Source organism: Rhizobium sp. 01L410 (assembly GCF_056400165.1).
The window spans coordinates 405,721-432,720 of the sequence record NZ_JBFTST010000005.1; the positions used below are offsets into that span (position 1 = coordinate 405,721).

The window sequence follows — 27,000 nt, forward strand, 5'->3', positions numbered from 1 at the left end:
CGAATTATGATGGCCACTGAAGCGGATACTCTGTCTCCCCTCATCCGCTTCCCAGCGGCAAGAGCCGCCGCACCCGGTGTCCCCCACCCGATGGTGCCGCAGACTGCCCCTCGAATCCGACGAGGGGCAGTTGCACCTCATCGGCGACCCACCATCTCACGCCGCCATGCGCTCGGCGTTGTTCCAACGATGGTAGTGAATACCCGAGAAAAATGACCAGGGTCAGCAAAGCCGACGCGAAGCGCGATCTCCGGGAGACCGGAATCCGGCTGTGCGACAAGCATAATCTTCGTCACCTCAATTCGACGATAGCGGAGCCACTCATGAGGCGATCTGCCCACAGTCGAAACGAATGCCCTCGTGAAATGCCTTACCGATAACCCACATTCCGCGGCGAGGTCGGCCAAGCCTGGAGGACTGGCAAGCCTAGCATCCATCATGTCAAGAACACGCCGCTGCTGCCATGGGGCTAGACCGCCTTTCGTGACGGCAACGGCGCTGCGATCTGCGTAGTTCATGGCGAGATGGCTAACGAGCGCCAGACCGACATGATCGAGGTAAAGTTGATTGCAGACCTGCCCTTGGACCAACGCGCCACGAGCGGACAGGATCAGATTTCTGATGATGACGTCGGCCATCCCCATGCCCGGCTCATATCGAAGGTTCGACAATCCGGTCGCTCGTTCGTCGTATATCTCGTCAAGCGCTGCGCGAGGAATGTGGCAGTAGACCGTATGAAACGGTCGGTCCATGATCGCACGCCCGTCGAGACGCATGTCGTTGAATGTAACCTGTCCCTTGCTCAAATCGCGGACCGGTGCGGCCCGTCCGTCTTCCCAATACTTGTATTGCGGAAAATCCTGCATGATCACGCCGACTATGTAAGCGTCTTCATGTACCCGAGGCGCAGTTTGGAACGGTACATGCCGATCGGACTTGAGTTCGACAAAGCTGAGCGTCCTCCTACGTCCCGCATGCGAGACCGCCGAGGGTGCCTTGTCGAGCTTGAACCGCCCCCCGAGCTGAGTGGCGACATCAGATGCGCGCATAGTGCTCTCCCTTTCGATAAGGGTTATTGGCCGCGAGACAGCTCTGTATTGTCGATTTCGGATATCAGTATAACAAATCGGCCATCAGCATTCAGGCGAGAGTTTGGAGAACCTTGTCCGCAACCGACACGTCCGATGTGCCCTGGCCCTCCGCTATGCGTTCCCTAACCGAGCTCAGCAAGGATTCGGCTTCGTTGTCGCGCCCGCCAGACATCCACACGCGTGCGAGTACGGTCGCGCTGCGCAGTTCCCACGCGACCGCCTGCTGCTGTCGCGCAATTTCCAGCGACTTCTGAAGAAGCTTTTCGGCGGCCAAAGTGTCATTGGGATTGTTGTCGAGAAGCAACTCTGCGTCGACCCGGAGCAATTCCGGTGTGCACCAACTTCTCTCGATTATGCGCTCGCTGGCTCCGTACGCGGCCTGCTGATTAGGACAGAGCAGCGTGGCCATAGTCTCCTGTTGGAGACTGCCCTGCGGAGCGACAAGACCGGCGACTGACGATGCGTCGCCCGTCGTGCGGTTTTGGATAATGGCATGGAACATCTTCCCCCAGGAGTGCCAGTGGCCTAGCGTGTAACGAGATGCCGCATCAAGTAGCGTCATCGTCCTTTCAAGAGCGCGCTCGTTTTCACCCCGCCACAGCAATATCGGACAGGCCGCTAGTGCGAGCACCTGGCACAGAGCCATAGGGCCATCCTCCTTCGACAACTCGATCGCGTCGTCGATCACGGCCAGCGCACGATCCCCCTTTCCCTCTAACCAGAGGGTGCGGGCCAGGACAATCCTCATCGAGACCCGCCTATCGACCTGCACGCTTCCGTAAGCTACCGGGATATTCACTACGGGATGCTGCAGGACGAGCTTCGCGAGTTCCGCAGCTCTGGTATGCTGTCCACTGAAGTGAGAAATCTGTGCAAGCACCCTCCTCACACCGAGTTTGGCGATGTCGTCGTCCACCCTTTCCGCGAGCTCCATCGCCTGCTCTATGTGCTCCAGAGCGACTGCGTAGTTTCCCATACCCAAGTTGAACGCGGCAGATACCATATGAGGTTCGATGCGGAATCGATCGTCACCTATCTTATTGGCGAGATGAGCAGCCCGGACGAGACCCGCCTCGTTGAAGCTTACGGGCCGTACCTGGTTCTGGTTTAGAATCCCATAAACCAGGTTAAGGCGCATTTCGGCAAGCAACTCGGGTGGCGCGAGCTCGCGTGCGTGCTGGATCGCCCGCTCTACATGAGTGCGAAATTCGTCCACCAAACCCATCTGCAAGCCCAGCGGGACCATAAGCGCCGACAGTACCACCCCGGGGGCCGTTTCACCGTTCTCGGAAAACGCCCACGCAAGAGCCTGTCTTGCATCGCCAAGTATCGGTTCGTACGCCTCGAGCCATGAAGCTCGGCGCGTGTTCTGCCACTCGTGCTCAGCGCGACGAAGGACATCTGTCACATAGTCAAGATGAAGCCGCTTGACTCGTAAAGATTCATCCACTTCGCCGAGCTTTTCCAGCGCGTAGAGCCTTGTGCTCTCCAAGAGACGATAAGCGATCGTCCCTGCCCTGCTTGACGGATGCAAAAGCGACTTTCGAACCAGGCTGGCAACGCCTTCCCGTACCGCAAAGGGATTGAGGTATTCATCGCCCGCGACCATTACAGCGGCCTCTAGCGAAAAACTCCCTGCGAAGATGGACAACCGCCGCAGAAGCACGCGCTCGGCATCGGCCAGCAACTCGTAGCTCCAGTCGAGCATTTTACGGATCGTCTGATGCCGCTGGACCGATGTCCGCCTGACGACAGCCAGAACCTTCAGACGGTCCTCGAGACGTTCCGCGAGTTCGCTGACACCGAGAGTTTCGGTACGAGCTGCCGCGATTTCGATCGCAAGCGGGATGCCATCCAACCGTCTGCATATCTCGGCGATGGCGGGCAAATCCCGCTCTCCCATGAGCCAATTCTGATTGCACGACATGGCACGTTCAACAAATAGCTCTATGGCGGGATATTCCAGCGCGGTTTCCATTGTCAGCTCTTCCACATCGCTCGGGAACCCAAGCGGCTGAAGTTTAAAGAGCCATTCTCCCTGCGCCGAGAGCGGCTCGTGCGACGTTGCAAGCAGCTTGACGTTGGGTGCACCACCGAGGATCGCTTCCGCCAGCTCGGCTGCAGTGGCAATGACGTGTTCGCAGTTATCCAGAACTATCAGCAGGTCTTTCCGACAGAGGAAGTCCACCAGACTGCCAATAGGTCGATCGGATTCGAGGGATACATTGAGGGTCGCGGCGACCACATGCGGCACCATGGCTGCTTCTGAAATGGTCGCGAGATCGACGAAGCACGCGGGCGCGTCTATGCCTTCTTGAAAGCGGTGAGCCACCGCGAGTGCGACTGTGGTCTTCCCCGTTCCTCCCGGACCGACGACTGAAACTAGCCGCTGCCGGGTCAGCAATCCTAAAATGTCGCCGATATCGCCTGCTCGACCTACGATCCTGGAAAGTGGCAGCGGCAGGCTGGAGGAGATCGGCGCTCCATCGTTTGATGCCTTTGGCCCAAGCTCAGACCAGGAATCCAGACGTTCGACGTTCGCGGTGAACCGATACCCCTGACCGACAACGTTGTCGATCAGCCTCAGATTTGCTGAAGCGTCCTGGAGTGCCCGGCGGAGGGCGTTGATGGTGACCCGCAGGTTACCTTCCTCGACGTGCGTCGATGGCCAAGCGGCCGCAAACAATTCAGCGTTGGTCAGAATTTCACCGGGCCTGCTAAGAAAAGCGTGAAGGATCGCCCCGGCTCGGCTTCCCAACTTGAGTTCTCTTGACCCCAACACGAGAGTTCTCGTCGCGGGATAGTAGATCAGCTCCTCAAAGGCAAAGCCAATGTCGCGGGTAAGCTTCCGCTCGGTAGCGGCCGGATTTGCCAATACTGAATTCCGCAAGCCTTCCCGCATAGCACTGTCTATTTTCTCGATAACGCTGTCCTCAAGAACAACGGAATGTACACCTCATTGCCCATCCTGTGCAATCACGCGTCACCAGTGCTCTATTCGTCGCTTCCATGCAACAGCGCCCTGCATCTCCGCTTGGCGCAATGCCTGCTCGAAAAGACGGACCGCGCGTGCTCGGTCCGTCGCATAAAGACGCGACGCCCGGATTCTGAGTATCTCAGGCGCATTCCAACTCACGATTCCACTCTCGACTCTTTTCAGCGCGTTGGAGCTCAGGAATCGATCGTCGAACGTGGGCAGCATGTCGCTGACCGAGACGTCTCTCAGCTCGTCGTCTTCATCCACGAGCTTCCCGAAGGAGGACGGAGTGAAGCGACCGCGCATATACGAGATAGCGTCGCCAAGGTTTGACGCAAGCCGTCCCCAATAGGCGTATTTGTTACGGATCGCGATGCCAAGCGCTGTCTCCGTCAGCGGTTCTGCCTGATCTAGCAGTCCTAGCCAAAGCGCCAACGGAACGGCACACATGGTCAACGCGAGACAAAGTGATGACGCGTGTTCGCGTGCACGCTCTAGGAGCTCTGCGTTTAGAGCCTGAGCTTCGTCGTCCCTTCCTTGAAGGAACGCCACCCTCGCCAGGATAATCTTCATGGACACTTTGTGACTGATTTTCGAAAATGGCAGATTCTCAAAAGGGCTCTCCACAACCGCCTGCGCCAGCTCCTTCGCATCGGTCTGATGGCCCTCGAAATGAAGGGTCTGGGCTTTGAATCGCATGGCCGCGACCCTTAGCGCTTCGCTGTCCAGCTTTCTCGCGAGTTCGGTCATGCGGTCTGCTGCAACTGTCGCTGTCGGATAGTCTCCTCGGACAAAGGCATCCCCCCATTCCGAGTAGATGGCTTCCGGCGTTTCCGATCCAGTTCGTTCCCGCCACTCGAGCGCCGCGTTGCGAGCTCTATCATACGCTGCCGTCTCGCCGAGCTGTGTCAGCTCGGCGTTCAGTGACAAGCCGAGGGCGAGCACGTCAGGCGAAGCCGCCGGGCCGATATGACCCAGCCTCGCCATCGCTTGGTAGAGGCGATCTCTGTATTCTTGGAAGAGTTCGAAGTGTTGCGCGAAAGGTGCCGACGCAACCGTCAGCTTTGCGGCGATTTTGTCGTCGCCTCCTGAGGAAAAAGCCCATTCTAAAGCCGCCAGCACGTCGTCGACAAGGTCGCCGTAATGCCCAGCCCACGTGACGGTGTCCATGGACAGAAGGTCCGTCGGTGCATCCCTCATCAATTTCAGCATTAAATCTGCATGAAGTCGGCTGGCGCGCTGTCTCCGCTGTTCAGAAGCGAATTTTGCGACAGCATAAGTCCGGGTGATTTCAGATAATTTGTAACGCGATACGCCATCGCGCACGTCCGCGCGCAGAAAGGACTTCGCCGCAAGATCGGCCAATGAAACCGCCACATCGGCGGGTGTCAGGTCCTGACCTGCCGCTACGGCAACCGCATGATCAATCCCGAAGCCGTTACAAAATACAGAGACGTCCGCGAAAACCTGCTTCTCAGGCGGCGACAATGTTTCGTATGTCCAGTCCAGCAGGGTTTTTAAAGTACGGTGTCGAGCAACCGCCGTTCGGCGGCCCGGAGTTTCGAGTATCGTTCGCGTCCCATTTTCACTGTTAAGCTCTCTAAGGCCGAGGACGTCGACGCGGGTCGCCAACAGCTCGATCGCGAACGGATTTCCGTCGAGCTTGCGACAGAGCCCTATCAATTCTGAGGTGTCGCACTCTGAAAGGGAAAAGCTCCGGGAAGATGCAGCCGCCCGCTCCAAAAAGAGCCGCAAAGCCGAAAAGCGCATTGCGTCGACCTCAAGCAGGTTGTCCCCACTTGGGACTTCGAGACCGGGGAGACGCAGAACTCGTTCGCCAGGAACCCGGAGCGGCTCGCGGGAGGTCGTCAATATCCGGATATGCGGAGCGCTGGTCAAAAGCGCTTCCACAACAGCAGCGGTGGATTCGATGACGCGATCGCAATTGTCCAACACGAGAAGAGCGCGTTGGGTCACCAGCAGCGGTCCCAATTCCTTGCTATTGCAAACAGCCTCGTGTCCGAAAGCTTTCCCCACCGCGGACACCACAGGCTCTGCTGCCGACAACGTCGATAAATCCACGTAATTGATCGGCTGCCCGGAGTTAGCGGCACTTATCGCCACTGTGCTTTTGCCGGAACCGCCGGCACCGACGATCGTCACGAGCCGCCAGGTCGCTAACGCGGTTTTGATACCGGCCACGAAGTCATCACGTCCGATCGGAGGCTCGATCAGCGGAGGCAGCGCACCGGCGAGCGCGGCCTCCGAAAAGGTGACCACGCTTTCGCGTTCAGCCCGGATTGGAGCCACGAACGAATAGCCGCGTCCATGTTCATTGGATATATAGTGTGCGGTGAGATTACTGTCGCCGAGCAGCCTTCGAAGGGAACTCATGTGTGCCCGGAGGTTCGCGGCATCGGTGCCCACTGCTGGCCATCCCCGAGAAATCAGTTCGTCCTGTGAAATGAGCCTGCCCGGCGTTTCCAGAAGGATTGCCAGAAGGTCCGTCAGGCGTTCGCCCATTCGCAAGGGCTGGCCATCCTGGTAGAGAAGACGTTCGTCCTCATCCCACTCGAACGGTCCGAACCCCAACAGGCGACCTGTGACTTTCAAAACTCTTTCCTTCGCTTCCCTGTATCTCTCATTTCAACTGACGGCCCGCACGACCGGACGGTCCCCAACCTAGCACCAGTCCAATGAAGAGAACCAGCGTACCTGCAATGACCGTGAACATAGCATACGCTCCGTGTGATTGCAGTACGGGCAGTAGTGCAAGCGGCGTCAAAGCCGAACCGATGCGATTAGCCGACCAGGCAAATGACGTCGTCATCGCGCGACGACTGTTCGGAACCATCTCGGCGGCGTACAAAAACAACACGGGCAGAAAGAGCGAGACCAAAAGATTGAAGGCGATCCCGCAACCTATCAGCCACATCGGAACGGTCGTACTAGCAAACAAAAGGCCGATGAGCGCCATCGCCGTGGCACTTGCGATCAGAGCCGTTCGCCGTTGCACCTTGTCGATGAAATAGCCTCCAACGATTGTTCCCAAAATCGGTCCGACCGTGGATATGCCGAGATACAGCAGTGAGTCTTGGAGATTTATGCCTTTTTGGACTAAAACGGCCCCAGACAGCAAGGTGAAGCCAACTGTCGCCCAAGGGGTGAGGAAAAACACAAGCACTAGGAAGCCTACCACGAAGCGGTCAGTACGAAACTGATCGTCTTCGGTCGAGATGGACTTCGGGACACTCGGGAGATGTTTGAAGCGAGAAACGGGTCTCGATGCCTCGAAAGCACGAGCAGTGACGTTTGCCTGTGCGTCTCTTCCCTTGGACATCAACCAAGGCCCGGACTCCGGGAGCCGGTAGAACAAGAACGAACACACGGCGGCTCCAGCCCCGCCGAACAGAAAACCCCACCTCCAGGCGTCGAACCCCAGGGGGGCGATGGGCGTGAGCCAGCGGACCAAGAAGATGAAAATCGTCGGCCCTGCATATCCGAACGCGGTGGCGACCATGACGAGTTTTCCCCGTTGTGCAGCAGGGAGGATGTCGGACAAATAAGAGAACATGAGAGGCGGATAAGCTCCGAGGGCCAAACCCGACAGCATCCGGAAAGCGACAAGCCAACCGACATCCGGAGCGAAGGCAGCGCCCACTGATGCAAGTGCAAGCGTAGCCATCACCGACGTAAGGCCGATACGCCTGCCGTGCCGGTCTGCAAGCCAGCCGAAAAGAGGCGCTCCCGCGATCGCCCCAATGTAAACCGCTGACAGAAGCCAGGAAATTTCCGTCTTGTCTGCGGCATACGGCGGCGACGAAAATACAGCCGCCAGGATTGAGCCGAAAGCAATTTCCGCGAGATCGAAGCTAAAGCCAAGCGCGCACGCTCCGATGATGAGCAGGTGGAGCCTCTTGAGCGATCCTGCCGACGTGGGAATGATGGGTTGGTTTCCTTGCACGCCGGTCTGCATTCGTCCCCCCTGTAAAATGAAGCCTACAAGCGGCGATAGGAGGAATTGCACCAAGACGTGAGTTAAACCTTGTTAAAAAGCGAAGGAGTTAGATTGAATTGGGGGTGCATCATGAGACATTGCGGCGGAACCGCAGGTTTGATCCAATGTCCCCGCATGGTACTAAGGGGTGCCGCAAAAACTCCCCTCAAAACGATATAGAAGCGTTGCCCGTCGATGGTCCCGACAGAACGTTGAGTCCACTGCTCTTCATCCACTGAAGCGAAGCCTGTAACCGCAATCTGCGCGAGCCGATCAGGGGCTGCTCTGATCGAGGGAACGCCTCCATTTCGCTGGGGACGTGCCGAACTCCTTCGTGAACACCCGGGTGAAGTGGCTCTGATCTGAAAATCCGCAGCACACGGCGGTCTCCGCCAGTGATGTGGTCCGGTCTATCAGGATCGCCTTAGCGTGTTCAAGGCGTGCAAGAACCGACCACTGATGCGGTGAAGTTCCGACCGTGTCGGTAAACGATCGCGTGAAATGACGGGTCGAAATTCTGCAAGCCTTCGCGACTTCGGAAAGGTTCGGCGTCGAACGCATGTCCCCGGAGAGCATCTGCTTGGCGATCTTCAACTGCCATGGTGCGAGCTGATTGCAGTTACGGCCACTGGCACTCTGCGAACGTCCATATCGCTCAACAGCATGAGCGCAAAGAGCAAGGATGATCTGCTCAGCGAAATGTGTGTTGCCACCGTTTTCGCTCCTGTGGCTGAGTTTCAAGCACGTTGCCAAGTCAGAGATGACCTCGTCCTCGATCTCCTGCCCCCGCTCGACGGACAAGCCGTAGAAGTTCTTAATTCCAGATTTTCGCGCACATTTAACGAGGGCATCGGTTGGCAGGAAAACCTCAAAGTGCTGCCCGTCGTCGCCAGAACCCGTATGGCAGCCTTCGACAAAAACGACGTTCTTGGACGAGCCACCAGCTTGAACGACGACAGTGATGCCCTCCACATGCGCCGCACCAATCAGTTTATTCGTGACTGCTTTTGGCAGATTGGAGGTCGATTCTCCATTTTGCGCGGCGGAATGGGCGCGACTTGGAGTTCCCCAATCACCCGAGCGCTCAGCGAAATCAGTACTTTGCTGCTGTCGGCTGCCAAACTGGTTCATGACCCGCTCCAAAGCTATCAATGGGATCACTCTGGAGCCTAAATCATTAGTGAGCGAGTTAAACTCCGTTAAAAAAGGCAACTCGCGTAGTTTAACTCCCACTATTGATTGAATACTTGGCCTTTCTCCATGCCCCCGGCGTCATTCCGACCAATTGCGCAAAAACCCTTGTGAAATGGCTTTGGTCAGCAAACCCGCAAGCGAGCCCGACGTCGCCGAGACAAGCGTTCGTCTGACTCAGCAGTAACTTGGCCTGCTCGACGCGAGCGTTCTGAATGTAAAGGTGAGGAGCTGTGCCCATCGTTTGTCGAAAGGCTCGTTGAAAATGACGATGCGATATCCGACACTCGTCCGCAAGGTCGCCCACGGTGAGACCGCCCTCTGTTCCGGCCGCTATGAGCTCTTGTATTCGCTTTTGCTGCCATGGAGCCAAGCCGCCTCGGCGTCGACGACTGTGAGGAGTCATTCCCCCATACGCTTGCGCCAAGTATGCTACCAACGCCGCTCCGACATGGTTAAGACGACCATCCTCGCGCCGCTCGCCCGAGCGCAGCGCCGACATTAAAACCTTCATAAGATTGATGACGGTCTCGTCGTAGACGCCTCGACCCACTTGGGAAACCAAGCCCGCGATTTCTTCGGACTGGCAAGCCTCGGCCGCCTCGTCGAGCGCATGGCGGGGAATGTGCAGGTTAATAGAATGAAAGGGGTGCTCGAAGTTCAGACGCATGGGGCGATTGAGGTCCTGAAATACGGCCTCCCATGGCCCGACGTTCACCGCCGGACATTCGGCATCCACCTCCCCAATGCTGACAAACCGAACAGGGGAAAGGTAAAGCGAGACCATATACGCGTCCTGGCGGGGAAGCGGTTTGGTCTCCAGTCGCTGGTTGGGTGATCGAATTTCCGTAAGCTCCAGTACCGACAGGGCCGCGGTCTTAATAACAGCGCTTCGCGCGCTTTCGTTTTGAAAGGCAGTGCGGAGCTCGCGGCCGAATTGCCCACCTCCGGGTTCAACCTCTGTCATCGTCCTGGTACTCCTCCGTAGACACAAGCTGTGGCTTAGGGAGGAATGTTCGGGCAATGGCAGAGTGCCCGTTGGCGCGCGCGGAGACGCTCTATATGGCCATGGCGTCCAAATCGTTCTCTTATGTTCAAAAAAACGCGTTGCCGCTTCGTCCCGGCAGCGGGCGGGCTCAGCTAGACTGGGGCGTCTAAACAGAGCGGCACTGACGAGCTATCTCATCGATGTCGGGACGGTGCCGCGAAATATAGAGGCGGCTTGCGTTCGATCCTGAGAGGAAAGCGAGGGCGCTCTTGCACAGTCTTAATGCTGCACACGCCAAATCTCGGGGTGGACCCCGACATGACGGCTGAAAGCTGCGACGAAGTGAGGAATGTCTACGAATCCCACGATGTCGCGTACTTGATCCAGCGGGATGAATGGCCGGACAAGCAAAATATCGCGCGACGTGCCCACCGCACAAGCTTCCAGCCACCGCCAGGGCGGCATCCCGGTTGTCTTTCTGAATGACCTCGCAAATTCAAGGGCGGGCAGCCCACACTGTGCCGCGATGTCGTCGAGGGAAATCCCACCGTCCAAATGTGCCCGCAACATCTCGCATGCCATCGCCTTTTGCCATGGCGAAAGCTGCTTTGGTTCGGCCATGCGCGTTGGCGACCGCCCGCTGGAGACCCCGTAGGTCCGCAATACGTGAGATGCCGTGGCCATGGTCACATGATCCGTGAAAAGTCGGTTGGGATGTTCCGCCCTCTTGAGCGAAGGGAGAATTGTCTTTCCGAGTGTCGCTAAAACGCGGTCCTGATGCCCGTCCATGAGGGAAAGTCGAAATTCGTCGACCGTCGCCAGACCCTCGCGCTCCGCTATCTGGTTCAGGGCTGACTTCGGCATGTGGAAACTGACGTGATGAAACTCTTCCAACACTCTAACGGAGGGTTCGCTTCTCAAGTCATAAAGGACCGTAGTTCCGGCAGCCAACGGGTTGGTCTTCATGAAATCATTGGCGATCCAGAGGTCATACGTCGGACTGATGCTGACATGGATTGTCACCAGCAGGCTGTCTTCGGAAGGAATGGGCGATGACTTTTCGGGATCGGGCGAACGGCAATGCATCTCGGTCACGGTGATCGGAGCCTTGTCCAGTTGCCGCATGACCAACGGCTGGCGCGGCTCGAAACTGAATTTCGAGTGCATCCACCGATCGAAATCCACATCGTCACGCTCGGTACCGCTCATGTGCTCCCCCGGATTTCGCCCGGCTGACAATGGCGGCACCTTCCGGCTAAATCTTGCAGCGAACAGACTGATTTGTACGATTGCGGCCAAAACCGTTCAGTCGACTGTCAGGACGATCTTCCCGGATTTGTGAGAACGGTCGCCGTCAAGCATCTTGTGCGCCTCAGAAGCCATCGACAATGGTAGGACTTCCCCGACATTCGTGGAGAGCTCACCCACGTCGATCGCTGCGGCAATATCGATCAGGTCAGCACTTGTGACATCGACGAGGAAGAACCGTGCGTCGACCCGAGCCGCTGCCGCGATCTCCCTATCCGGCTGCGACACGGCGGAAACTAGACGACCTCCAGGTCGCAACACCTCGAAAGAGCGCCGTTGCGTATCTCCTCCGATAAGGTCGATGACCGCATCGAAATCGCGGGTGACGTCTTCGAAGCGTGTCTTCCCATAATCGATGACGTTGGTTGCGCCGAGACCGTAGAGATATCTCTCGGCGGCCCCGGAGGCGGTCACCGTGATATGTAGTCGTGCCCTGCTTGCAAGTTGGACCGCATACGATCCAACGTTTCCGGCACCCCCGTGAATTAGAACCCTTTGGCCCGCCCGAAGCTGAGCATGCTTGAACAATGCCTGTTTCGCGGTAACCGCGACGACCGGCACCGACGCGGCTGCCACGTCGTCAATGGTAACGGGTTTTTTTGCCATCATCTCCGCCTCCGCAAGGGCGTATTCCGCATACGCTCCGACGAAGCGCGAATTGGTAACGCCGAAAACAGAGTCTCCTTGTTTAACGCTTACAACTCCGGGGCCAACATTGGCGACCACCCCGGCGAAGTCGGAACCGAGTGTCAGGGGAAGAGGTTGCGGTAGTGCACTTTGGCCCGCGCGTATCCAACCGTCCCACGGGCCGACGCCGATCGCGCCGATTTTCACGAGGACTTGCCCCGGTCCCGGACGTGGGCAAGGAAGGCGTTCAGCAAGGATGACATCCGGTCCGCCGAACTTGTGGACGCGGTAGGCGGTCATAGTCCTGTAGCCTTGGTGGTTGGTCTTGGTAAGCTCGAGCATCGACATGCAAATCTCCCATGCTTGCAGCAATTAATTCCTCTGATTTTCGGAATTTGGTGGAATACAGTCTGGAGCGAAAACCGCCTGAATGGCCTGTTTCGGCCACTAAAATCGAAGCAAACCGTGAAGGTTGCCTGCCGCCCCCAATCACGGCCGTGGTGTTCCAAAAGTGGCGAAACGGTACAATCCCGTCTCCTCCCATTGTGTAAAGTTCAGGACGTTCCCCCAGCCGTGCGACAATCGCACGGTCGCAGACGAGCCATCCGCCGGCCGTGCTGCAAACTGCCCGCCGAGCCCTCAGCCTCCTCGGCGGGCCCTTTTTTAAAGTGGGGCGCAAGCGTAGCGGCAGGAGACGACATGCCGAAATTTCGAACGACAGAAACACCTGAGCAGGCTTCCGCCGGGTTTATTGGACTTCTGATCATAGCGGGAATCCTCGCGATCATAGTGGCGTTGTGTGTAGCGTCCGGCCCCGTGCCAGGCCATCCTATAACCACCCACGTCTACGTTCCCGGTGTGCCGGATGATTGATCCCGCTGCGGCCGACTCGCTTATCGTAACAAGATTTTTCGGAGCGATTTATGTTAGTATTGTTGGCCTTTTCGTTAGGTCTTGCGTCGGGCTTACGGGCTTTCACCGCACCCGCTGCGGCCTCATGGGGCGCGCTCCTTTTGATTTACATCGTACCCTCCACGTCGTGGCTTTATTTCATGTCATCGAGATTGGCAGCGGGAATTTTAACAGCACTGGCTTGTTTCGAGCTGTTTACCGACAAGCTCGCCTCCACTCCTTCTCGGTTGGTGCCCGTTCAAATTTCTGCCAGACTTCTGACAGGTGCGGTTTCTGGCGCAACGCTGGGAGCGATTCATGACCTCACATTTTTGGGTGGAGCCGCCGGAATTCTCGGTTCGCTAGCGGGAACACTCGGAGGCTCGATGGTCCGCGAAAGATTGGCTCGGTTATTTGGGCGGGACCTTCCGGCTGCTTTGATAGAAGATTCTGCCTGCATCGCACTGGCAGCGGTCTGCATCTTGGCATCACAATCTCTCTAGGAGCTATGGATATGCCCGTGGCGAGCTATCGAGCGAAATTTCTGGAAATTCTGTGTCAAGTCTGCGACCTCGCAACCACCGACGAGAGACCTGACGACTTTAACTGGAGGGCCGATTACATAGCTCGAAATTCGCTCTGGTACAGGTTCCAAGGGCGCGGCTGCTCGCGCGAGAGAGCAGCAGACGGACGGTTGCTCGACATCGACACGGGACATGTGCGGCATTTAAGTGTTTCTCTGCTGTCTTTCTCGATGCTCGAGTTCGACTGCAACGCTCTGATTGCGGCATACAACGGCCCAAATCTCTCCCCTGTCTGCGTGGCTCAGGGTTTGATCGGCTCACACAATGCCACACCGGAGATCGTCTCGCTCCATATCGAGCGAACTGCAGGGTGCGAGTTTGCACGTGCAACGAAAATAGAGACGTCGATCATTTTTATAGGTTTCAAGCACGAATGCGACGCAGGTCCAAACGAAACCCTTCTAGCTCGGGAGCCATCCCTGACGTCCCCGCACTGGTACCATGAACGACACTTTTTCGGGAGCGCGGCAGTCTAACCCGCGGGATCGCCGCGCTGCCCACGGAGGCGAAGTATCGGGGTCTTCATTAATCGACCGACTGCCGCAAGGGACTTGGTTGGGTTTGCGCAGCATCATTCAAAAGCGTGTCACCTATGCAATCGTCGGCTCGAAAAGCTGCGGGCCCGGCTTCGATACATCAGTACCCAGCTTACACGTCGATCCACGAGGCAGAGAAGGCCGTCCCTTTTTTGTCCGAGAAGCATCCCGGCTGCAGCCGTGCAATGCTTCGGTCGACTGGGACCAGTCGACCGTTCAACTGCGCGATCGTTTCGAGCTGAAAATATTGTGTTCGGTCAGAAGCGAGGCAGCCCTCACCGCAAGCTACCCTGCCTTGGATGCCGTGCTATCGGGCGACGAGCAACCCACTTTGATGCCTCGCGTCTAAGTACCGCTCCGTACGCCTTGCAAGAAAAGCCGAACAGACGTCCTCAGACCGAGCTCGATCCGCTCGTTGTCTGCGGTCAGACCTAGCAGCGCAAGTCTACTCAATCGCCCTATTACGAGGCTCAAGAACAGTTCAGCTGCCATGTCGAAATCGTCAATTTCGACCTCACCACGCTCCGAGAGTTTGTGCAGCAAGTGAGCAATACCACTTTGCCCGCGTTGGAATCCTTCACGATCCATCAAACTTCCCAGTTTCGGAAATCGTGGAGTTTGTGAGATCACCATTCGGTAGATCGCTGTTGTTTCTGGGCGGTTTACCAGCTCAAGCGCATGACGCCCGACTTCGAGCAGGACCTCAGTTGCGTCACCTTCTGTTGCATCGAAATCAAGGTTCTCAAAAAGCTCGCTGATCTGCCTGCGCACCACTGCTGCGAACAACTGAGCTTTGTCGTCGTAGCGGGTGTAGATTGTGGCCTTACTGACCCCAGCGCGCGGGGCAACCGAGTCGACCGAGGTGGCGTCGAAACCGTTTTCGGCGAACAATGCAGCGGCAGCGTCGATCAATCGTTGTTCTAAAGCGCCCGACTGAACGCGTTTTGGCCGTCCGCCCCGTTTTCCGGTTTTCAGCATTCGCATACGTGCTTGTCCGATTCATACCTTGCCTTTGGCAATAGTACTTCGGGTGTAGGTGACTTCGCCCGTCGGATATAGTTGAAACACGTCACAATCGTTTCATTCTAGGCTTACCACCTCCGTAATTTAGTGCGTTCGATGAGCCGGTGGCTGCTCAGAAAGAAGCGAAAGAGTGCGGATCAACTGGAGTGCAGCGGAATCGTTTTTCTCCTGCCGCGCCACCTCATAGGCAGCGAGACAAAGATTTTGGAGCTTCGCTGAGGCCCGTCCCTTGTCTATCTCGGTGACGATACAGGTGAACAAGACATCACCTATAGACCGCCCCTTCATAACCACCAGTTTTGTCTTTCCGTCGGTTTGAAGCTCGAAGACTTCATGGATTGTATCGCAACGCTCGATACATGCGTAAATGGCCTGCGAGATTCTCGGACGGTCCTTCGAGCTAATACCCGCCAGGAACATGGCAATGGTGACACCAAGATGGCAGTCGTCCTCGTCTAGGCCGAAAAGCAGTGCCGCCACGTCATCAGCGATGACAATATCCTGGTTTGTAAACCATGTAATAAGACCGCTGCTGAGCTCCATAAAGTCAATGCATTCCATCGCAAGCTACCCGTAAAAGAGAAAGCGACTCGCGTTCGCATTTTTAACACTGTAGCGACTTTTTTGTCTGTTGCTAGAGTGCAGGAGAATGTCTTCTGGGGGTCGGCCCTATATCGGTCGCGGTAAAGCCCCAGGGAATGGTCACCGAAGTGACTGCAGCTCCCGTAAATACGCTATCGCTGCATGGCTGTACTGCCGCTTGACTTCGTCCCATTCCAACGAACGCATGATCGGGTCTTGACCTCGCACCTTGGTCAAAGCGGCGTTAGTAATGATTGAAAATATTACCTTTGCCGCCGTCTCTGCGGTCTGGTGCTCAAGTCCGGCAAGATGCGTAGATAGCCCAGCGTTGAACTGAGAGTATATCGCCGAGCGTACGTTCTGTCCCGTCTCAAGCATCTTTGGGCTGGCAGCGCGAGGATCGAAGAGAGCTCTGTGCAGCTCCTCGTCGCTGGAGAAAACCCCGATGATCGCTTCGGCAAACGCTTCGATAAACGAAGCTACATCGCGAGCTGACTCCGTTTCAACCGCTGACCTCACGGCCTCGGCGATACGGCCCGCGACGGCATCTTTCAGAGCATGCAAGATGTCGTCTCTTCCTTCGAACCGTCGATAGATATTTCCGATCGGAATTCCTGCCAACGACGCAATCCCGCCGATTGAAAACCCGTCTACCCCTTGCGCACGCAGTAGGGAATCTGCGGCGGCGAGAATCCGCGCTCGGGTTTCCCGGCTGCGATTTTGCTGTGGTGCCAGCCTTGAAGGAGGCTGTGGATCGAGCTTCGTCATGAAGCCTAGTACCATGCCCCCGCCCACCATGTCATGTGATTGCCGGCGTGTCAGGGAGCGAAAGCCACAGCGGCCGCGACACCATGGTAGGTAGTCGCGTCCGCCGGCCCGAACCGGGGCCGCCTGCTCCCGGTCCGCACTCATCCCGGGTTAGACTGCTTTGCTAGCGCCTTCGACGAGATGGGGAACACGGAAGCTGATCGCCAAGCGGTTCCAGACGTTGATCGCACCGATCGCAACGGTGATCTTCGTCATATCTTCTTCCGAGAAATGCGCCTTCAAAGCTTGGTAGTCGCTATCGGGCGCGCCTGTCTCGGCGATCTTCGTCACCGCGTCAACCCATCCAAGCAGAGCGCGTTCCTTCTCGTCGTAGACCGGCGACTCGCGCCACACGCACATTAGATTGATCCACTGTTCGGACATGCCGTCGTGACGGGCCTCCTTCACATGCATGTCGACGCAATACGCGCAGCCATTGATCTGCGACGCGCGCAGCTTGATAAGGTGGATGTAGCGGGCTTCAAGACCGCACTTCTGAACGTGCTCGTCCAGGGCGGCGACTGCCTTGTACGATTCAGGCGAAGCCTTGCCGAAGTTGAAACGTGGTTGCATTTTTCTTTTCCTTGGTTGGTTGCGCGGCGCGCGTCGCGCCGCCGCAGGTCGGCGACGTCGTGAGGCCTCAATCGGCTTGTCGGTCCGACGTCGATATCGTGAAGAGCTCGATCGGTTCTTCGAATCCCTTCAGATGGTGGAATCTTGTGGAAACGACGCGTGTGGTGCCGACGCGCTCCCGAAAGGCGTCGGACATAAGCACGGCCTTTCCAAGCGTGCCGCATGCCGTCTGTATGCGACTAAGCAGGTTCACGTCCGGGCCGATGACAGTGAAATCGAGGCGTCTTCCGGAGCCGATATTTCCGTAACTTACCCTGCCGTAATGCAAGGCGACCGCTGCCCCGACGCTCACACCATCCACTGCGAAACCCGAAAGCTGGTCAAGTACCCGGTCTGTGGCCGCCAGCGCCTGTTCGCATGCCGCTGCCGCGTCGGAACTCGGAAAGAACGCCAGAACGGCGTCACCCATGAATTTGAGGACTTCCCCTCCATAGGTGGTGATAGCGGGTACGACCACGTCGAAGTATGCGTTCAGCAACTCCAGCACCTTCTCGGCGGGCAACTGGTTTGACAGCGCGGTGAAGCCACGGAGGTCGCAGAGCAGGAGCGCTGCTTCCATCGTCTCGATCTCACCCTGCCGAATGCGTCCCGCCAGAATACGCTGGGCGGTCATTGGCCCGATGTACACGTCGAGCAAGGATAGCTCGGCCTGACGCATTACCCGCATTTCGCATGTGTTCCGCAGCGCGGGAAGAATCCGCTCTATCAGTTGCACTTCCGAAAGCGAGAAACCCGATGGGCGCTTTGTCGCGAACACCGCCGCGCTGACAGGGCCATCGACATTGCACAATGGGGCGATCACGAGCTGCACCAGCGCTCTGTCCTCAAAGACGTCTATATGCTGCCACGGCCACTTCGTGTCATTCGCATCAACGATCATCGGCTCGCGCGAGTCCATTACCTGACGAAGCGGGCTGGTCGCGAACGCCATTTTCATGCCGTGCTCCCGGTCGTGGACCTCGACAGGTTCTCCAGGTGCCCACGCGAGCGTGCGGCCGAGGATTTCAGGATGCAGCGTCATCAGGTGAAGCGTCAGCCGGTCGATCGGTAGTCCGATCTGGCGCAGCCTCTTCCCGAGGCCAGCAATCAGCCCGGCCTCGTCTATAGAGTGGCATTCGTCGCCCGAAAGCCATTCGAGAATGGAAAGCACGGAAGACTGATCGGCGTTAAGGGCGGTCGCGCCCTTGTCTTTGCGCGTAATACGGTTCTGCATGGTGATAGTCATTGCCATAGTCCTCAATGAGCGCCTGCGCCGGAAACGTGGCCGGGCTTTTTCAGAAGAAGCGTGGCCAGCAGGGCAACAACAAGCGCCGCGCCGAGCAGGAAGAAGGTGTCACTGAACGCCATGATATTTGCCTGCTTGCGGACACTGCCTGCCATGGCGACCAGCGCCTTATGGGTGGCGGTGGCCTGGTCGCTGACACCGTGCGACATGAAGTAGTTGGTAAGGCGTGCGACACGAAGCCTCGTGGCTTCTTCGAAAACACTGACGGAGTTCGTAAGGATGTTCGAATGGAACTGCTCGCGTTTCGATATGAAGGTCTGCAGCGACGCAATCCCCACGGCACCCCCTAGATTTCGCATCATGTTGAACAAGGCGGAAGCGGAGCCTGCGTTTTCCTGCTCGATTCCAGCGGTTGCGATCGCAGAGAGCGGCGTGAATACCATCGCCTGTCCAACTGCGCGGACCACGTTGGGCCAAAAAAGCTGGTCACTGCCGTAGTCGCCTGTCATGTGCACGTTCATGAAATTCGATGCGGCAAAAAGCGCGAAACCGAAGACGATGAGCAGGCGCAGGTCAAAACGCTTCATCAACCGTGGAACCAGCGGGATCAGCAGCAGTTGCGGAATCCCCGTCCAGGCAAGAACAAGGCCGATCTGTTCAGAATTGTAGCCCTGGATACGCGACAGATATATCGGAAGCACGAACGCTGAGCCGTAAAGGGCGATCCCCAGCAGGAAGTTCGCGACAATACCAAAGCCGAAGTTCCGGCGAAGCAGCAGGCGCAGGTTCAGCAGCGGATGTGCGGTTCTCAGTTCGATGATCAGGAAGAGCGTAAGCGAAACTGCGGCGATGGCAGACAGACGCACAATGAAGTCCGAACCAAACCAGTCGTCTTTGTTGCCTTCTTCGAGGACCGTCTGGAGGGCCGCGAGACCGACCGACATCGTGACGATGCCCGGCCAGTCACCCTTTGCAAGCAGGCCAAGGTTCATCGGAGCGCGGTCGAGGGACGCCCAGAGCATTGCGATCATGATCGAGCCAGGGACCAGGTTAACGTAGAAAATGAATTCCCACCCATAATTCTCCGTCAGGTAACCACCGATGGTCGGACCGATCGCAGGGGCGAATGTGGCAGACAGCGCAAACAGCGCCAGTCCGATCGGCTGCTTCGGCTTAGGAAGAAGCGTGATGATAATTGTAAAAGCCATCGGGATGAGCACGCCACCCGAGAAGCCTTGGATCGCCCGCAGAACGATCATCTGTTGAAGGTTGACTGCGAAAGCGCAAGCCATCGAGAAAAGTAGGAATAGGACCGCGTTAACAAGCAGGTAATTGCGGACGGAGAAAACCCGGGCCAACCATCCGGAAAGCGGGATCACCACGATCTCGGCGATCAGGTAGGAGGTCGAAATCCAACCACCGTCGTCTTTGCCAGCGCCGATAGCGCCCTGGATGTCCGCTAGGGAGGCATTGACGATCTGAATGTTTAGGACCGCCATGAAAGCGCCGAGCGTCGAGCCGACAACCGCGCACCACATGCGCAGCGAGCTCATTTCCGGCTTCGATGGCGCAAGTGGAGCTGCTGGAGCTTGCCCGGCCTGCTGCGGCTTGTCGTTGTTAACTGCGAGCTGAAGAGTGGCCATGACTAATCTCCTTCCGGTTCGACCGGAATCTCTCACGACGATGGGTTGCTGATAATCGGGAAAGGATGGGTAGGACTGTCCGCCGCGAGCGGATAATCGCTACTTCTCCGAGGACTGTTGCGCTGCCTTGGTATCGATTTCCGGCTCGGCGGACATGCCAGACCTCAGACGGCCGGCGATCTCGTCGTTGTCGAGGACGATCTTCACGGGGATGCGCTGGACGATCTTCGTAAAGTTGCCCGTGGCGTTGTCCGGAGGAAGAAGCGAGAACTCGAGACCGCTCGCCGGAGAAATACTGTCGACGTGCCCCTTGATGTCGAGATCAGGAAAGCTGTCGACCTTAACGTCGACCAGTTGCCCAGGCTTCACGTAAGTAAGCTGGGTCTCTTTAAAGTTTGCTACGATGTAAACCGAGTGTAGCGGAACAACGGCCATTAACTGGGTGCCTGCCGACACGAACTGGCCAACCCGGATCGATCGTGCGCCGACGGTTCCGTCGACGGCTGCGGCGATGTCGGTATACGACAAATTCAGTTCTGCCTGGCTCGCCACTGCCGCGGCTCGGTCGCGCTGTGCGACGGACTGGGTGCGTTGCGTCTCCAGAACGGGAACCTTGTTTTTGGCGGCAACAAGTGCTGCCTGATCGCGTTCGAGAGCGGCCGAGGCCTGGTCCATGAGCGACTGTGTCTGCTCTGCTTTCGACTGACTGCCCGCGCCGCTGACAATCAGGCGGGCGTTACGCGCGGCCTCCGACTTGGCGTAGACAAGCGAGGCGTTGGAAGCGTCGACTGCCGCTTTGGACTGGCCGATCACGGACTTCTGCAATTCGATCTGGGCGTCGATGTTTGTGATGGCTGCCTCTGCGGCCTTGACGTCAGCTCGAGCCTGATTGAGCGCCGCCTGGAAATCGCGATCGTCTATACGAGCGACTACCTGACCTGCTTTGACGACATCGTTGTCATTGACAAGGACTTCCTTGATATAGCCCGCCACTTTTGGGGCCGTCGTCGTGTAGTCAGCCTTCACGTAGGCATCATCGGTCGACTCGATAAAACGGCCGACGGTCCAATAATGGTTGCCGTAGTGCACTCCGTATGCCGCGCCGGCCAAAAGAACCAAAGCGAATATGCTCTTTTTTACGACTGACTTGCGCGATTTCGCCGGGGCTGCGGGAGCAGGCGTCTCAGCGGGGGCAGACGGGACGTCCTTGATCTTGCGATCGGCTTCTGCAGACGTCTCGAAGACTTCCTTGCGGGGCAATTCGACCATTGAAGTTCTCCTTCGTTGCGCCAAGAGCGCGGGCTGTTCTGATGAGCCCAAGATGCGCCGCTAGGTGACGATTGATAATCCGCTGATCTGTTGAAGCATCATACACTGAGAGCGGATAATCGGTTGAGCTGTGGACATCGCCGCCGGAAAGCGGCGGGCGAAATTATCGTGTCGCCTCCGTGCAAGACTTGGCCTTGTCTCACACGCTAGCGTCGGCATTCCCTGCGCGATCCGCAGCGTCCCTCACTTCGCGGTGGCTGCACGGACGGGCGACGATCTGAGACACATCCCCTTCCCGCGAGATACTGGAGCCAGCATCCCAGATGCCCTACGAAGTGCTATACGACTTCCGTATTCAGCTGTTCGGCCTCGTTGCCTTGAGAATTGCAACCCGCGTGTTCGGCAGGGCAACTCCTCCCATCAAGCTCTTCCTGAACGCGTCATTCTTCTCGGCGTTGACCGCAGTCCTGCTCTACCATCAGATCGCACCCTACGAGGCATCGCCCTCTCCCGGGTCGCGGGTCGTCGGAGCCAGTCAGGCGATCGGCAAGTCCATTTGGTGGATATCCGGGTCGATGCTACTTGTCAGCCTCATCCGGCTCTTTCTGGTTTTCGAGCGCACACCACGAGAAGGACGACTGCTTCAAGACGTCCTGGTCGGGCTGATCTTTGGGGGCACCTTCCTGTCGATCGCATCGAACGTGTTCAATATTCCAGTTGGCACGTTGATCGCGACCTCCGGGGTCTTCGCCATCGTTCTCGGCTTGGCGCTTCAAAACACGCTCGCGGATGTGTTCTCGGGAGTGGCGTTGAATCTCGGCAAGCCGTATCGGATCGGCGACTGGGTGGTTTTGGACGATGGAATACAGGGACGCGTCGTCGAAACGAACTGGCGCGCGACCCATCTCCTTAACGGTGCCAATGACCTTGTAGTCGTTCCGAACAGCGCATTGGCCAAGGCCAGAATTGTAAATCAAAGCAGCCCCGACGAAACACATGGCATCACGCTCAAGCTGAGAATGAAGCCAACCCACTCTCCCGCCACCATCGAAGACGTGATGCGCACGGTGTTGTGGAGCAGCAATCACATCTTAAAGCATCCCGAGCCTTCTGTTCGGATCACTGCACTGGATGCGACTGCCGTAGAGGTCGAGCTTGCATGCCGCGTCAGGGACATCACTCGCACCGTAGATGCCAAGAACGAACTCTTCGATCTTGTCTTTCGCCACGCTCGTGCGTCGAACTTGGCAATGGCGTCGACTGCCGGCTTTCCTGAATACCCCCCAGCCACAGTTACGGAAGCTCAATCCAGGGGAACGCCGTGGCGGCTGGTCAATTCGATCGCGATTTTCGCGGCGCTCTCTGATGACGAAAAGGAAAAGGTGGCGGAGACTTTGGTGAGGAGAGTCTTTGACAAGGATACCATGGTCGTGGCGGAGGGCGAGATTTGCCACGGCTTGTTTATCGTGCGGAGCGGCGTCGTCGTTGTCGAAAGGCAGCTTGCCGAGAAGGTGGTCGAACTCACCCGCCTTGCCCCGCATGACTGCTTTGGCGAACGAAGCATACTTTCGGGATTGCCGGAGACGGCGTCGAAGAGGACCCTGACGCCAGTGGTCGCTTACGAGATACCCTCGGAGGTTCTACGCCCAATCCTTACCGAAAAGCCGTGGTTGCGGGATCAGTTGCGAGCCCTCTCCCATCGTCACGCCGAGCATGATCACCACGTCATGGCCGAGTTGGTAAAGACTCCGAAGCAGCAGACATACTCCTTCGCTGACCGGATCAGGCACTTGTTCGATGCCTCGGAAGATTTGTGAGTGTAACATCTGAAGTCTGCCGGGGCTCGCCGCCATCCTGCTTCCGATTGGCTTGGTCGGGATGGGTTAGCCGGCGCGGTTCTACTGGAAGAGAACGATGATATTTTCTCAAAGTGGTGATGTCCGCTTTCGGCCCACCAAGAGCACGCTAGCATTCACCCCAACGAACCTGAACGGCGGATGAGAGATTTAAGGGAAGAGCCGCCCTCACCTTTCGTGGTAGGCAAAGGAGGCTCGCATTGTGTCATAGACCGGGTCTCGCAATGAAAGGTCGTTATGCGGCATATCCTCTCAACGATTGTTGGTCTCGTGATGATTTTAGCCGGAGCCTACACTTCGGTTTGGCTAATCCGTGAGAACAGCTTCTTTACAGCCTTAGCTTTCGGAATCCCGCCGCTGCTAGTCACCTTTGCGGGCATCGTCTTAACCTGGGAAAACTTTAGCAGCTGGATGGGCTGGAGGCAGTCAGAAAGGCGCTGAACGTTTCCGCGAATCTGCCAACTCGATGTGACGCGGAGTGCAACCCTTGCAACCAGAGCAGCCTTCGATATTCGCCAGACTCAAAGCGCCGTGGCCCAGTCTACCTGGTTCTAAACACGAACACTGCTAAAATGCCGAACGGTTGTTGCACATGTTTGCTTCATGACGTTTACGCTCCTCAAGGCTGCCTATCGATCAAAAGTAACTCGATGATGCAATCATAACGCGAAGACCCATTGCCAATTAGCTGCAGAACCGTTCATTGCTGCAACCACGGGACCGATACCATTGATCCCCTTGCCAAAGTTCTCTATTTGTCCCGGCGCGTGGAAAGATGCTAAGTCCGACCTAATGCCGCCACATCAGCCATCCGCTGTAAAAATGGCGGCGAATTGCCTTAGTGCGCTTTCGTCTATCGCCTCAAAAGTTGCGCTCAAGCCTGAAGAAGCCTTCCACCCAATCCGCATCCAGCTTGCCTTTGAGGGCATGGTCGCCGTAGTCTTCGCTGACATAGGTCGCAGTAGCCTTCGCGCTTAGCTCCGGCACCACCCGATAGTCCAACGTCACGCCTGCTCGCCAGAAATCGCCGTCGTCCCATGATCCATCAGCGTCAGTGGTGATGTTTTGATTATACTGCACGGCCGGGGTGACCGAAAACTTGTCGTTTACCGCAAAAGCGTACTGAGCAATGAAGCCCCACTCTCCGAGATTGTAGTAAGCGTTCCCGCCGTTCGCCCCCCGACCCAGTCCGCTGGACCAAAGGATCGCGAAGTCGAATTTGCCTTGTCCGATATCGGTGCCGACCCGCGCGGTCACCGCACCTTCATCGTTGCCGCTATCATAGCCTCCATACACGGCCCATGTGTACCCGCCGACCTTGCCACCGACGGAAGCGTCATATCCGGGACTGTTGCTGTAGTCGTCTGCGCCGGTGGTAAAAGGTCCGCCGAAGGACGTTCCAGTCCCACCTAGTTCTTCCAGGGAGAAGCCGCCGTAAAAATCACCGTTTTCGTACTGGAACCGAATTGCATTGAAATCGGTGGCATTCTTCATTGCCTCTGTTTCGCTTGAGAGGTCGTCATCCCACCAGTTCAGGAACTTGCCGACGCGGAAGCCTCCTAATTCAATGTACGCTTCCTCGATAAAGGTGCCGTCGAGGTTTTCACCGAGGTCAGTCGAAGCCCCGCCACCTGCCCCTCCGATAACGAGATCGCTGGGTCGATAATTCGACTCCAGCACAATCTTACTCGACAGCGTGCCGTAATCGGTTTCGTTTTTGGCGTCAAACCAGACCTTTGCCCGGGTCCGCGCTCCCCAATCTTCGGCCGTGTTGTTCTGGTAAGCGTCCCCGAATCCGAAGCCGACGTCGAAACGAACATAACCGCCGACGCGTAAACAGGTTTCGGTCCCAGGGATAGAGAAGTAACTGGTACCATACGCGTCGCAGACCAGAAGGTGTTCAACAGACTCCGGCTCTGCAGCCACAATTGCATCATCGGCTCTCGAGGGCAAATCAGTGAAGAAACCGCCCGATGCTGCTATCACAGTGAGTTTTACTAACGTCTGCGTTTTCATTTGACCCCCTCCAAATAACGGGCGAAGACATGGGGCGGAAAAGGCCTCATCCCGTTGGACACCTGCGACATCTCGCATCCTCGACGCCCTACCAACGCCGACAACTATGGGATTGGACGTTTAAGCCAAGCCTGGGGCTTTAAGGACCGGAAGTGCAAAGTCATCAAACTTTGAATACTTCTTTCACCAAACCTGCTTCTCGGCGGCGTAGAGTGGTCTTGTCCTCGCAGGGCTTGGATTGGCGGCCGCCGGAAAGCGACCAAGCTCCTAGCCAGTTTGAGGTTCGCCCTCTTTGAATCCCCCCCCGCTCGGTTACTCCCCGAGCGATTTGGCCCGCCTTTGGCGGGTCTTTTTTGCGCCGCAGACGATGGCGTCCTTGTCCAGCCAAGGTCTCCATCAGGCATTGACGAAGGCTGACGAGCGCAGCCATGGTTTCGGCGGGCGTGTCCAAGGCGATTGTCTTTGATCGAGTTGTCGCATCGGCCATTTTACCTGCCTTATTCACTTCGCGGGGCGACGATGGGCGCGGTTGGCCTGCTGGCGCAACTAAACGAAGGTATGTGGTGAGAGACAGGTTACTTCCAGGCGCATCTGGCCTGAAGCAAGGTAGAAGTCAGAATTTTGTTGAACGCGGATGGTGAGAATGGCACCGTCGACAGCATGTGCCGCAAGTCGACTTCAACTCGATCGAAAGTGAAAGACGGATGACGACCAAGACTGATGATACGCCAGTAACCATTCGCCAGGTCGATCTTATGGTGCGGGACGAGAATTCTGTTCCAGTTCGGAGCACCACCGATGATCCGTATCCAGCAGGTATGACGCTTGAAAAGCTCAAGGAAGTCATAAGGATGTCAGAGGCCTACATTGATGGCACATTGAAGATATCTATCGCGTCCGACACCAGAGCCATGCAGCTATCTGCGATGACGGCAGCCGCCTCTACGGCTTTGCTTGTTTTCGGGCTAGATAACCTCGTTGACCCAACGACGACCACGTACTCGGTGCCGTCAGCATGCTTTTCAAGCGCGGTCGTCTTGATAGCCGCGCTATTCTCCGCCTTGTCGGCGGCCAAGCCCCGAAATTTCGCAATTCCCGGCACGGTACTAAAAAATTGGGGCGACGAAGAGCGAGAGGGTGACCTCCGTCTCGCTCTGTGGGGACAGGCCATGCATTATTCAGAGATGGCCACGGAAAACCTGGAAGTCCTCGCGAGAAATTCCAAAAAAATCAAAGCTGCACTCAAACTGCTGGCTGCGGCACCAGTCGTGGGGGCGTTAGCTGCCGCAGTAACGTACGCAGCGGAACACCGTTTCTGGTTATAGCGCTTGATGTTACGGTCGTGGCCTCGGGGGCTTCTGCGGTGGCTTGTCTGGCTTTTGCATTACCATCTCAGGTCCTCCTAGCGTCGCGCTGCAAGGTTAGACGGAGTCTTTTGCAACTTCAAGCGAGCGGTATTCAGATGGACAAACGTTTCCCGAAAGCTAGTGCGCGCTAGCACAACCACCCTGCCCGTTTTCTTGGTCAGCAGCAGCGCCACAGCTGCGATAGCCAGCACGACACCGATAACCGCAAAGGTGTCGCTAAATCCCATGATCAGTGCCTGACTGTTGGTTTCCATGCGGAACTGAGCCGGTTTTTCCACCGAGAAGTGAGCCACCTCTCAGTATGGTTTTCTGATCAGGGTTTGGTCAAGGGATTGGCCTTTTCTCCTCTCTTCTGTGCTGCTGCGGCCGAGCTGGCCTTGAAGCGAAAG

21 protein-coding genes are annotated in these 27,000 nt (G+C 57.1%); 4 read left to right on the plus strand and 17 right to left on the minus strand.

Annotation, left to right across the window (positions count from 1 at the left end):
- Nucleotides 1-137: 137 nt before the first annotated feature.
- The 8 genes from AC1DV9_RS14185 to AC1DV9_RS14220 all read right to left on the minus strand — a co-directional run bounded on the left by AC1DV9_RS14185 (nucleotide 138) and on the right by AC1DV9_RS14220 (nucleotide 12,527).
- Complete coding sequence (locus AC1DV9_RS14185) at nucleotides 138-1,049, minus strand: helix-turn-helix domain-containing protein (RefSeq protein ID WP_477948543.1); 912 nt, start codon at nucleotides 1,047-1,049, stop codon at nucleotides 138-140.
- 91 nt (nucleotides 1,050-1,140) lie between these two features.
- Entirely contained in the window at nucleotides 1,141-3,966 is a 2,826-nt protein-coding gene (locus AC1DV9_RS14190; protein ID WP_477948545.1) for an ATP-binding protein, read from the minus strand.
- Between the two features lie 108 nt (nucleotides 3,967-4,074).
- Nucleotides 4,075-6,681, minus strand: coding sequence for an ATP-binding protein (locus tag AC1DV9_RS14195; RefSeq protein WP_477948547.1), 2,607 nt, complete (start codon nucleotides 6,679-6,681; stop codon nucleotides 4,075-4,077).
- A gap of 28 nt (nucleotides 6,682-6,709) precedes the next feature.
- Complete coding sequence (locus AC1DV9_RS14200; protein ID WP_477944688.1) at nucleotides 6,710-8,044, minus strand: MFS transporter; 1,335 nt, start codon at nucleotides 8,042-8,044, stop codon at nucleotides 6,710-6,712.
- A gap of 294 nt (nucleotides 8,045-8,338) precedes the next feature.
- Nucleotides 8,339-9,196, minus strand: coding sequence for a helix-turn-helix domain-containing protein (locus AC1DV9_RS14205; RefSeq protein ID WP_477948549.1), 858 nt, complete (start codon nucleotides 9,194-9,196; stop codon nucleotides 8,339-8,341).
- Nucleotides 9,197-9,287: 91 nt separating this feature from the next.
- Complete coding sequence (locus AC1DV9_RS14210) at nucleotides 9,288-10,223, minus strand: helix-turn-helix transcriptional regulator (RefSeq protein WP_477943351.1); 936 nt, start codon at nucleotides 10,221-10,223, stop codon at nucleotides 9,288-9,290.
- 300 nt (nucleotides 10,224-10,523) lie between these two features.
- The gene (locus AC1DV9_RS14215; protein ID WP_477948550.1) at nucleotides 10,524-11,453 is read right to left on the minus strand and encodes a helix-turn-helix domain-containing protein; all 930 of its coding nucleotides are present in this window, start codon (nucleotides 11,451-11,453) and stop codon (nucleotides 10,524-10,526) included.
- Between the two features lie 96 nt (nucleotides 11,454-11,549).
- Complete coding sequence (locus tag AC1DV9_RS14220) at nucleotides 11,550-12,527, minus strand: NADP-dependent oxidoreductase (protein ID WP_477948552.1); 978 nt, start codon at nucleotides 12,525-12,527, stop codon at nucleotides 11,550-11,552.
- A 575-nt stretch (nucleotides 12,528-13,102) separates the two neighbouring features.
- On the opposite strand from AC1DV9_RS14220, the gene AC1DV9_RS14225 reads away from it, so the two are divergent.
- Together AC1DV9_RS14225 and AC1DV9_RS14230 are read left to right on the plus strand one after the other, a co-directional pair.
- Entirely contained in the window at nucleotides 13,103-13,573 is a 471-nt protein-coding gene (locus tag AC1DV9_RS14225; RefSeq protein WP_477948554.1) for a DUF4126 family protein, read from the plus strand.
- A 522-nt stretch (nucleotides 13,574-14,095) separates the two neighbouring features.
- Nucleotides 14,096-14,539, plus strand: coding sequence for a hypothetical protein (locus tag AC1DV9_RS14230; RefSeq protein ID WP_477943347.1), 444 nt, complete (start codon nucleotides 14,096-14,098; stop codon nucleotides 14,537-14,539).
- On the opposite strand, the gene AC1DV9_RS14235 is transcribed toward AC1DV9_RS14230, so the two are convergent.
- The 7 genes from AC1DV9_RS14235 to AC1DV9_RS14265 all read right to left on the minus strand — a co-directional run bounded on the left by AC1DV9_RS14235 (nucleotide 14,536) and on the right by AC1DV9_RS14265 (nucleotide 21,372).
- Nucleotides 14,536-15,174 (minus strand): TetR/AcrR family transcriptional regulator, encoded by a 639-nt coding sequence (locus tag AC1DV9_RS14235; protein ID WP_477948556.1) that lies wholly within the window; start codon nucleotides 15,172-15,174, stop codon nucleotides 14,536-14,538. The two genes, AC1DV9_RS14230 and AC1DV9_RS14235, sit on opposite strands and share 4 nt — an antisense overlap.
- A gap of 123 nt (nucleotides 15,175-15,297) precedes the next feature.
- Entirely contained in the window at nucleotides 15,298-15,774 is a 477-nt protein-coding gene (locus AC1DV9_RS14240; RefSeq protein WP_477948558.1) for a hypothetical protein, read from the minus strand.
- 141 nt (nucleotides 15,775-15,915) lie between these two features.
- Nucleotides 15,916-16,563, minus strand: a complete 648-nt coding sequence (locus AC1DV9_RS14245) for a TetR/AcrR family transcriptional regulator (RefSeq protein ID WP_477943344.1) — start codon at nucleotides 16,561-16,563, stop codon at nucleotides 15,916-15,918.
- 150 nt (nucleotides 16,564-16,713) lie between these two features.
- Nucleotides 16,714-17,175 (minus strand): carboxymuconolactone decarboxylase family protein, encoded by a 462-nt coding sequence (locus AC1DV9_RS14250; protein ID WP_477943343.1) that lies wholly within the window; start codon nucleotides 17,173-17,175, stop codon nucleotides 16,714-16,716.
- 67 nt (nucleotides 17,176-17,242) lie between these two features.
- Nucleotides 17,243-18,448, minus strand: coding sequence for an adenylate/guanylate cyclase domain-containing protein (locus AC1DV9_RS14255; protein WP_477943360.1), 1,206 nt, complete (start codon nucleotides 18,446-18,448; stop codon nucleotides 17,243-17,245).
- 23 nt (nucleotides 18,449-18,471) lie between these two features.
- On the minus strand, nucleotides 18,472-20,103 hold the full coding sequence (locus tag AC1DV9_RS14260) for an MDR family MFS transporter (RefSeq protein WP_477943342.1): 1,632 nt from the start codon (nucleotides 20,101-20,103) through the stop codon (nucleotides 18,472-18,474).
- 99 nt (nucleotides 20,104-20,202) lie between these two features.
- The gene (locus tag AC1DV9_RS14265; RefSeq protein WP_477948560.1) at nucleotides 20,203-21,372 is read right to left on the minus strand and encodes an HlyD family secretion protein; all 1,170 of its coding nucleotides are present in this window, start codon (nucleotides 21,370-21,372) and stop codon (nucleotides 20,203-20,205) included.
- A 323-nt stretch (nucleotides 21,373-21,695) separates the two neighbouring features.
- Between AC1DV9_RS14265 and AC1DV9_RS14270 the strand changes: the two genes are divergently transcribed.
- Nucleotides 21,696-23,189: a mechanosensitive ion channel domain-containing protein gene (locus tag AC1DV9_RS14270; RefSeq protein WP_477943340.1), complete on the plus strand. Its 1,494-nt coding sequence runs from the start codon at nucleotides 21,696-21,698 to the stop codon at nucleotides 23,187-23,189.
- A 900-nt stretch (nucleotides 23,190-24,089) separates the two neighbouring features.
- On the opposite strand, the gene AC1DV9_RS14275 is transcribed toward AC1DV9_RS14270, so the two are convergent.
- Entirely contained in the window at nucleotides 24,090-25,244 is a 1,155-nt protein-coding gene (locus AC1DV9_RS14275) for a porin (RefSeq protein ID WP_477943339.1), read from the minus strand.
- 704 nt (nucleotides 25,245-25,948) lie between these two features.
- Here AC1DV9_RS14275 and AC1DV9_RS14280 point away from each other — a divergent pair.
- Nucleotides 25,949-26,569: a hypothetical protein gene (locus tag AC1DV9_RS14280; protein ID WP_477948562.1), complete on the plus strand. Its 621-nt coding sequence runs from the start codon at nucleotides 25,949-25,951 to the stop codon at nucleotides 26,567-26,569.
- Between the two features lie 77 nt (nucleotides 26,570-26,646).
- Here AC1DV9_RS14280 and AC1DV9_RS14285 read toward each other — a convergent pair whose 3' ends face one another.
- The gene (locus tag AC1DV9_RS14285; RefSeq protein WP_477948600.1) at nucleotides 26,647-26,904 is read right to left on the minus strand and encodes a hypothetical protein; all 258 of its coding nucleotides are present in this window, start codon (nucleotides 26,902-26,904) and stop codon (nucleotides 26,647-26,649) included.
- Between the last annotated feature and the right edge of the window lie 96 nt (nucleotides 26,905-27,000).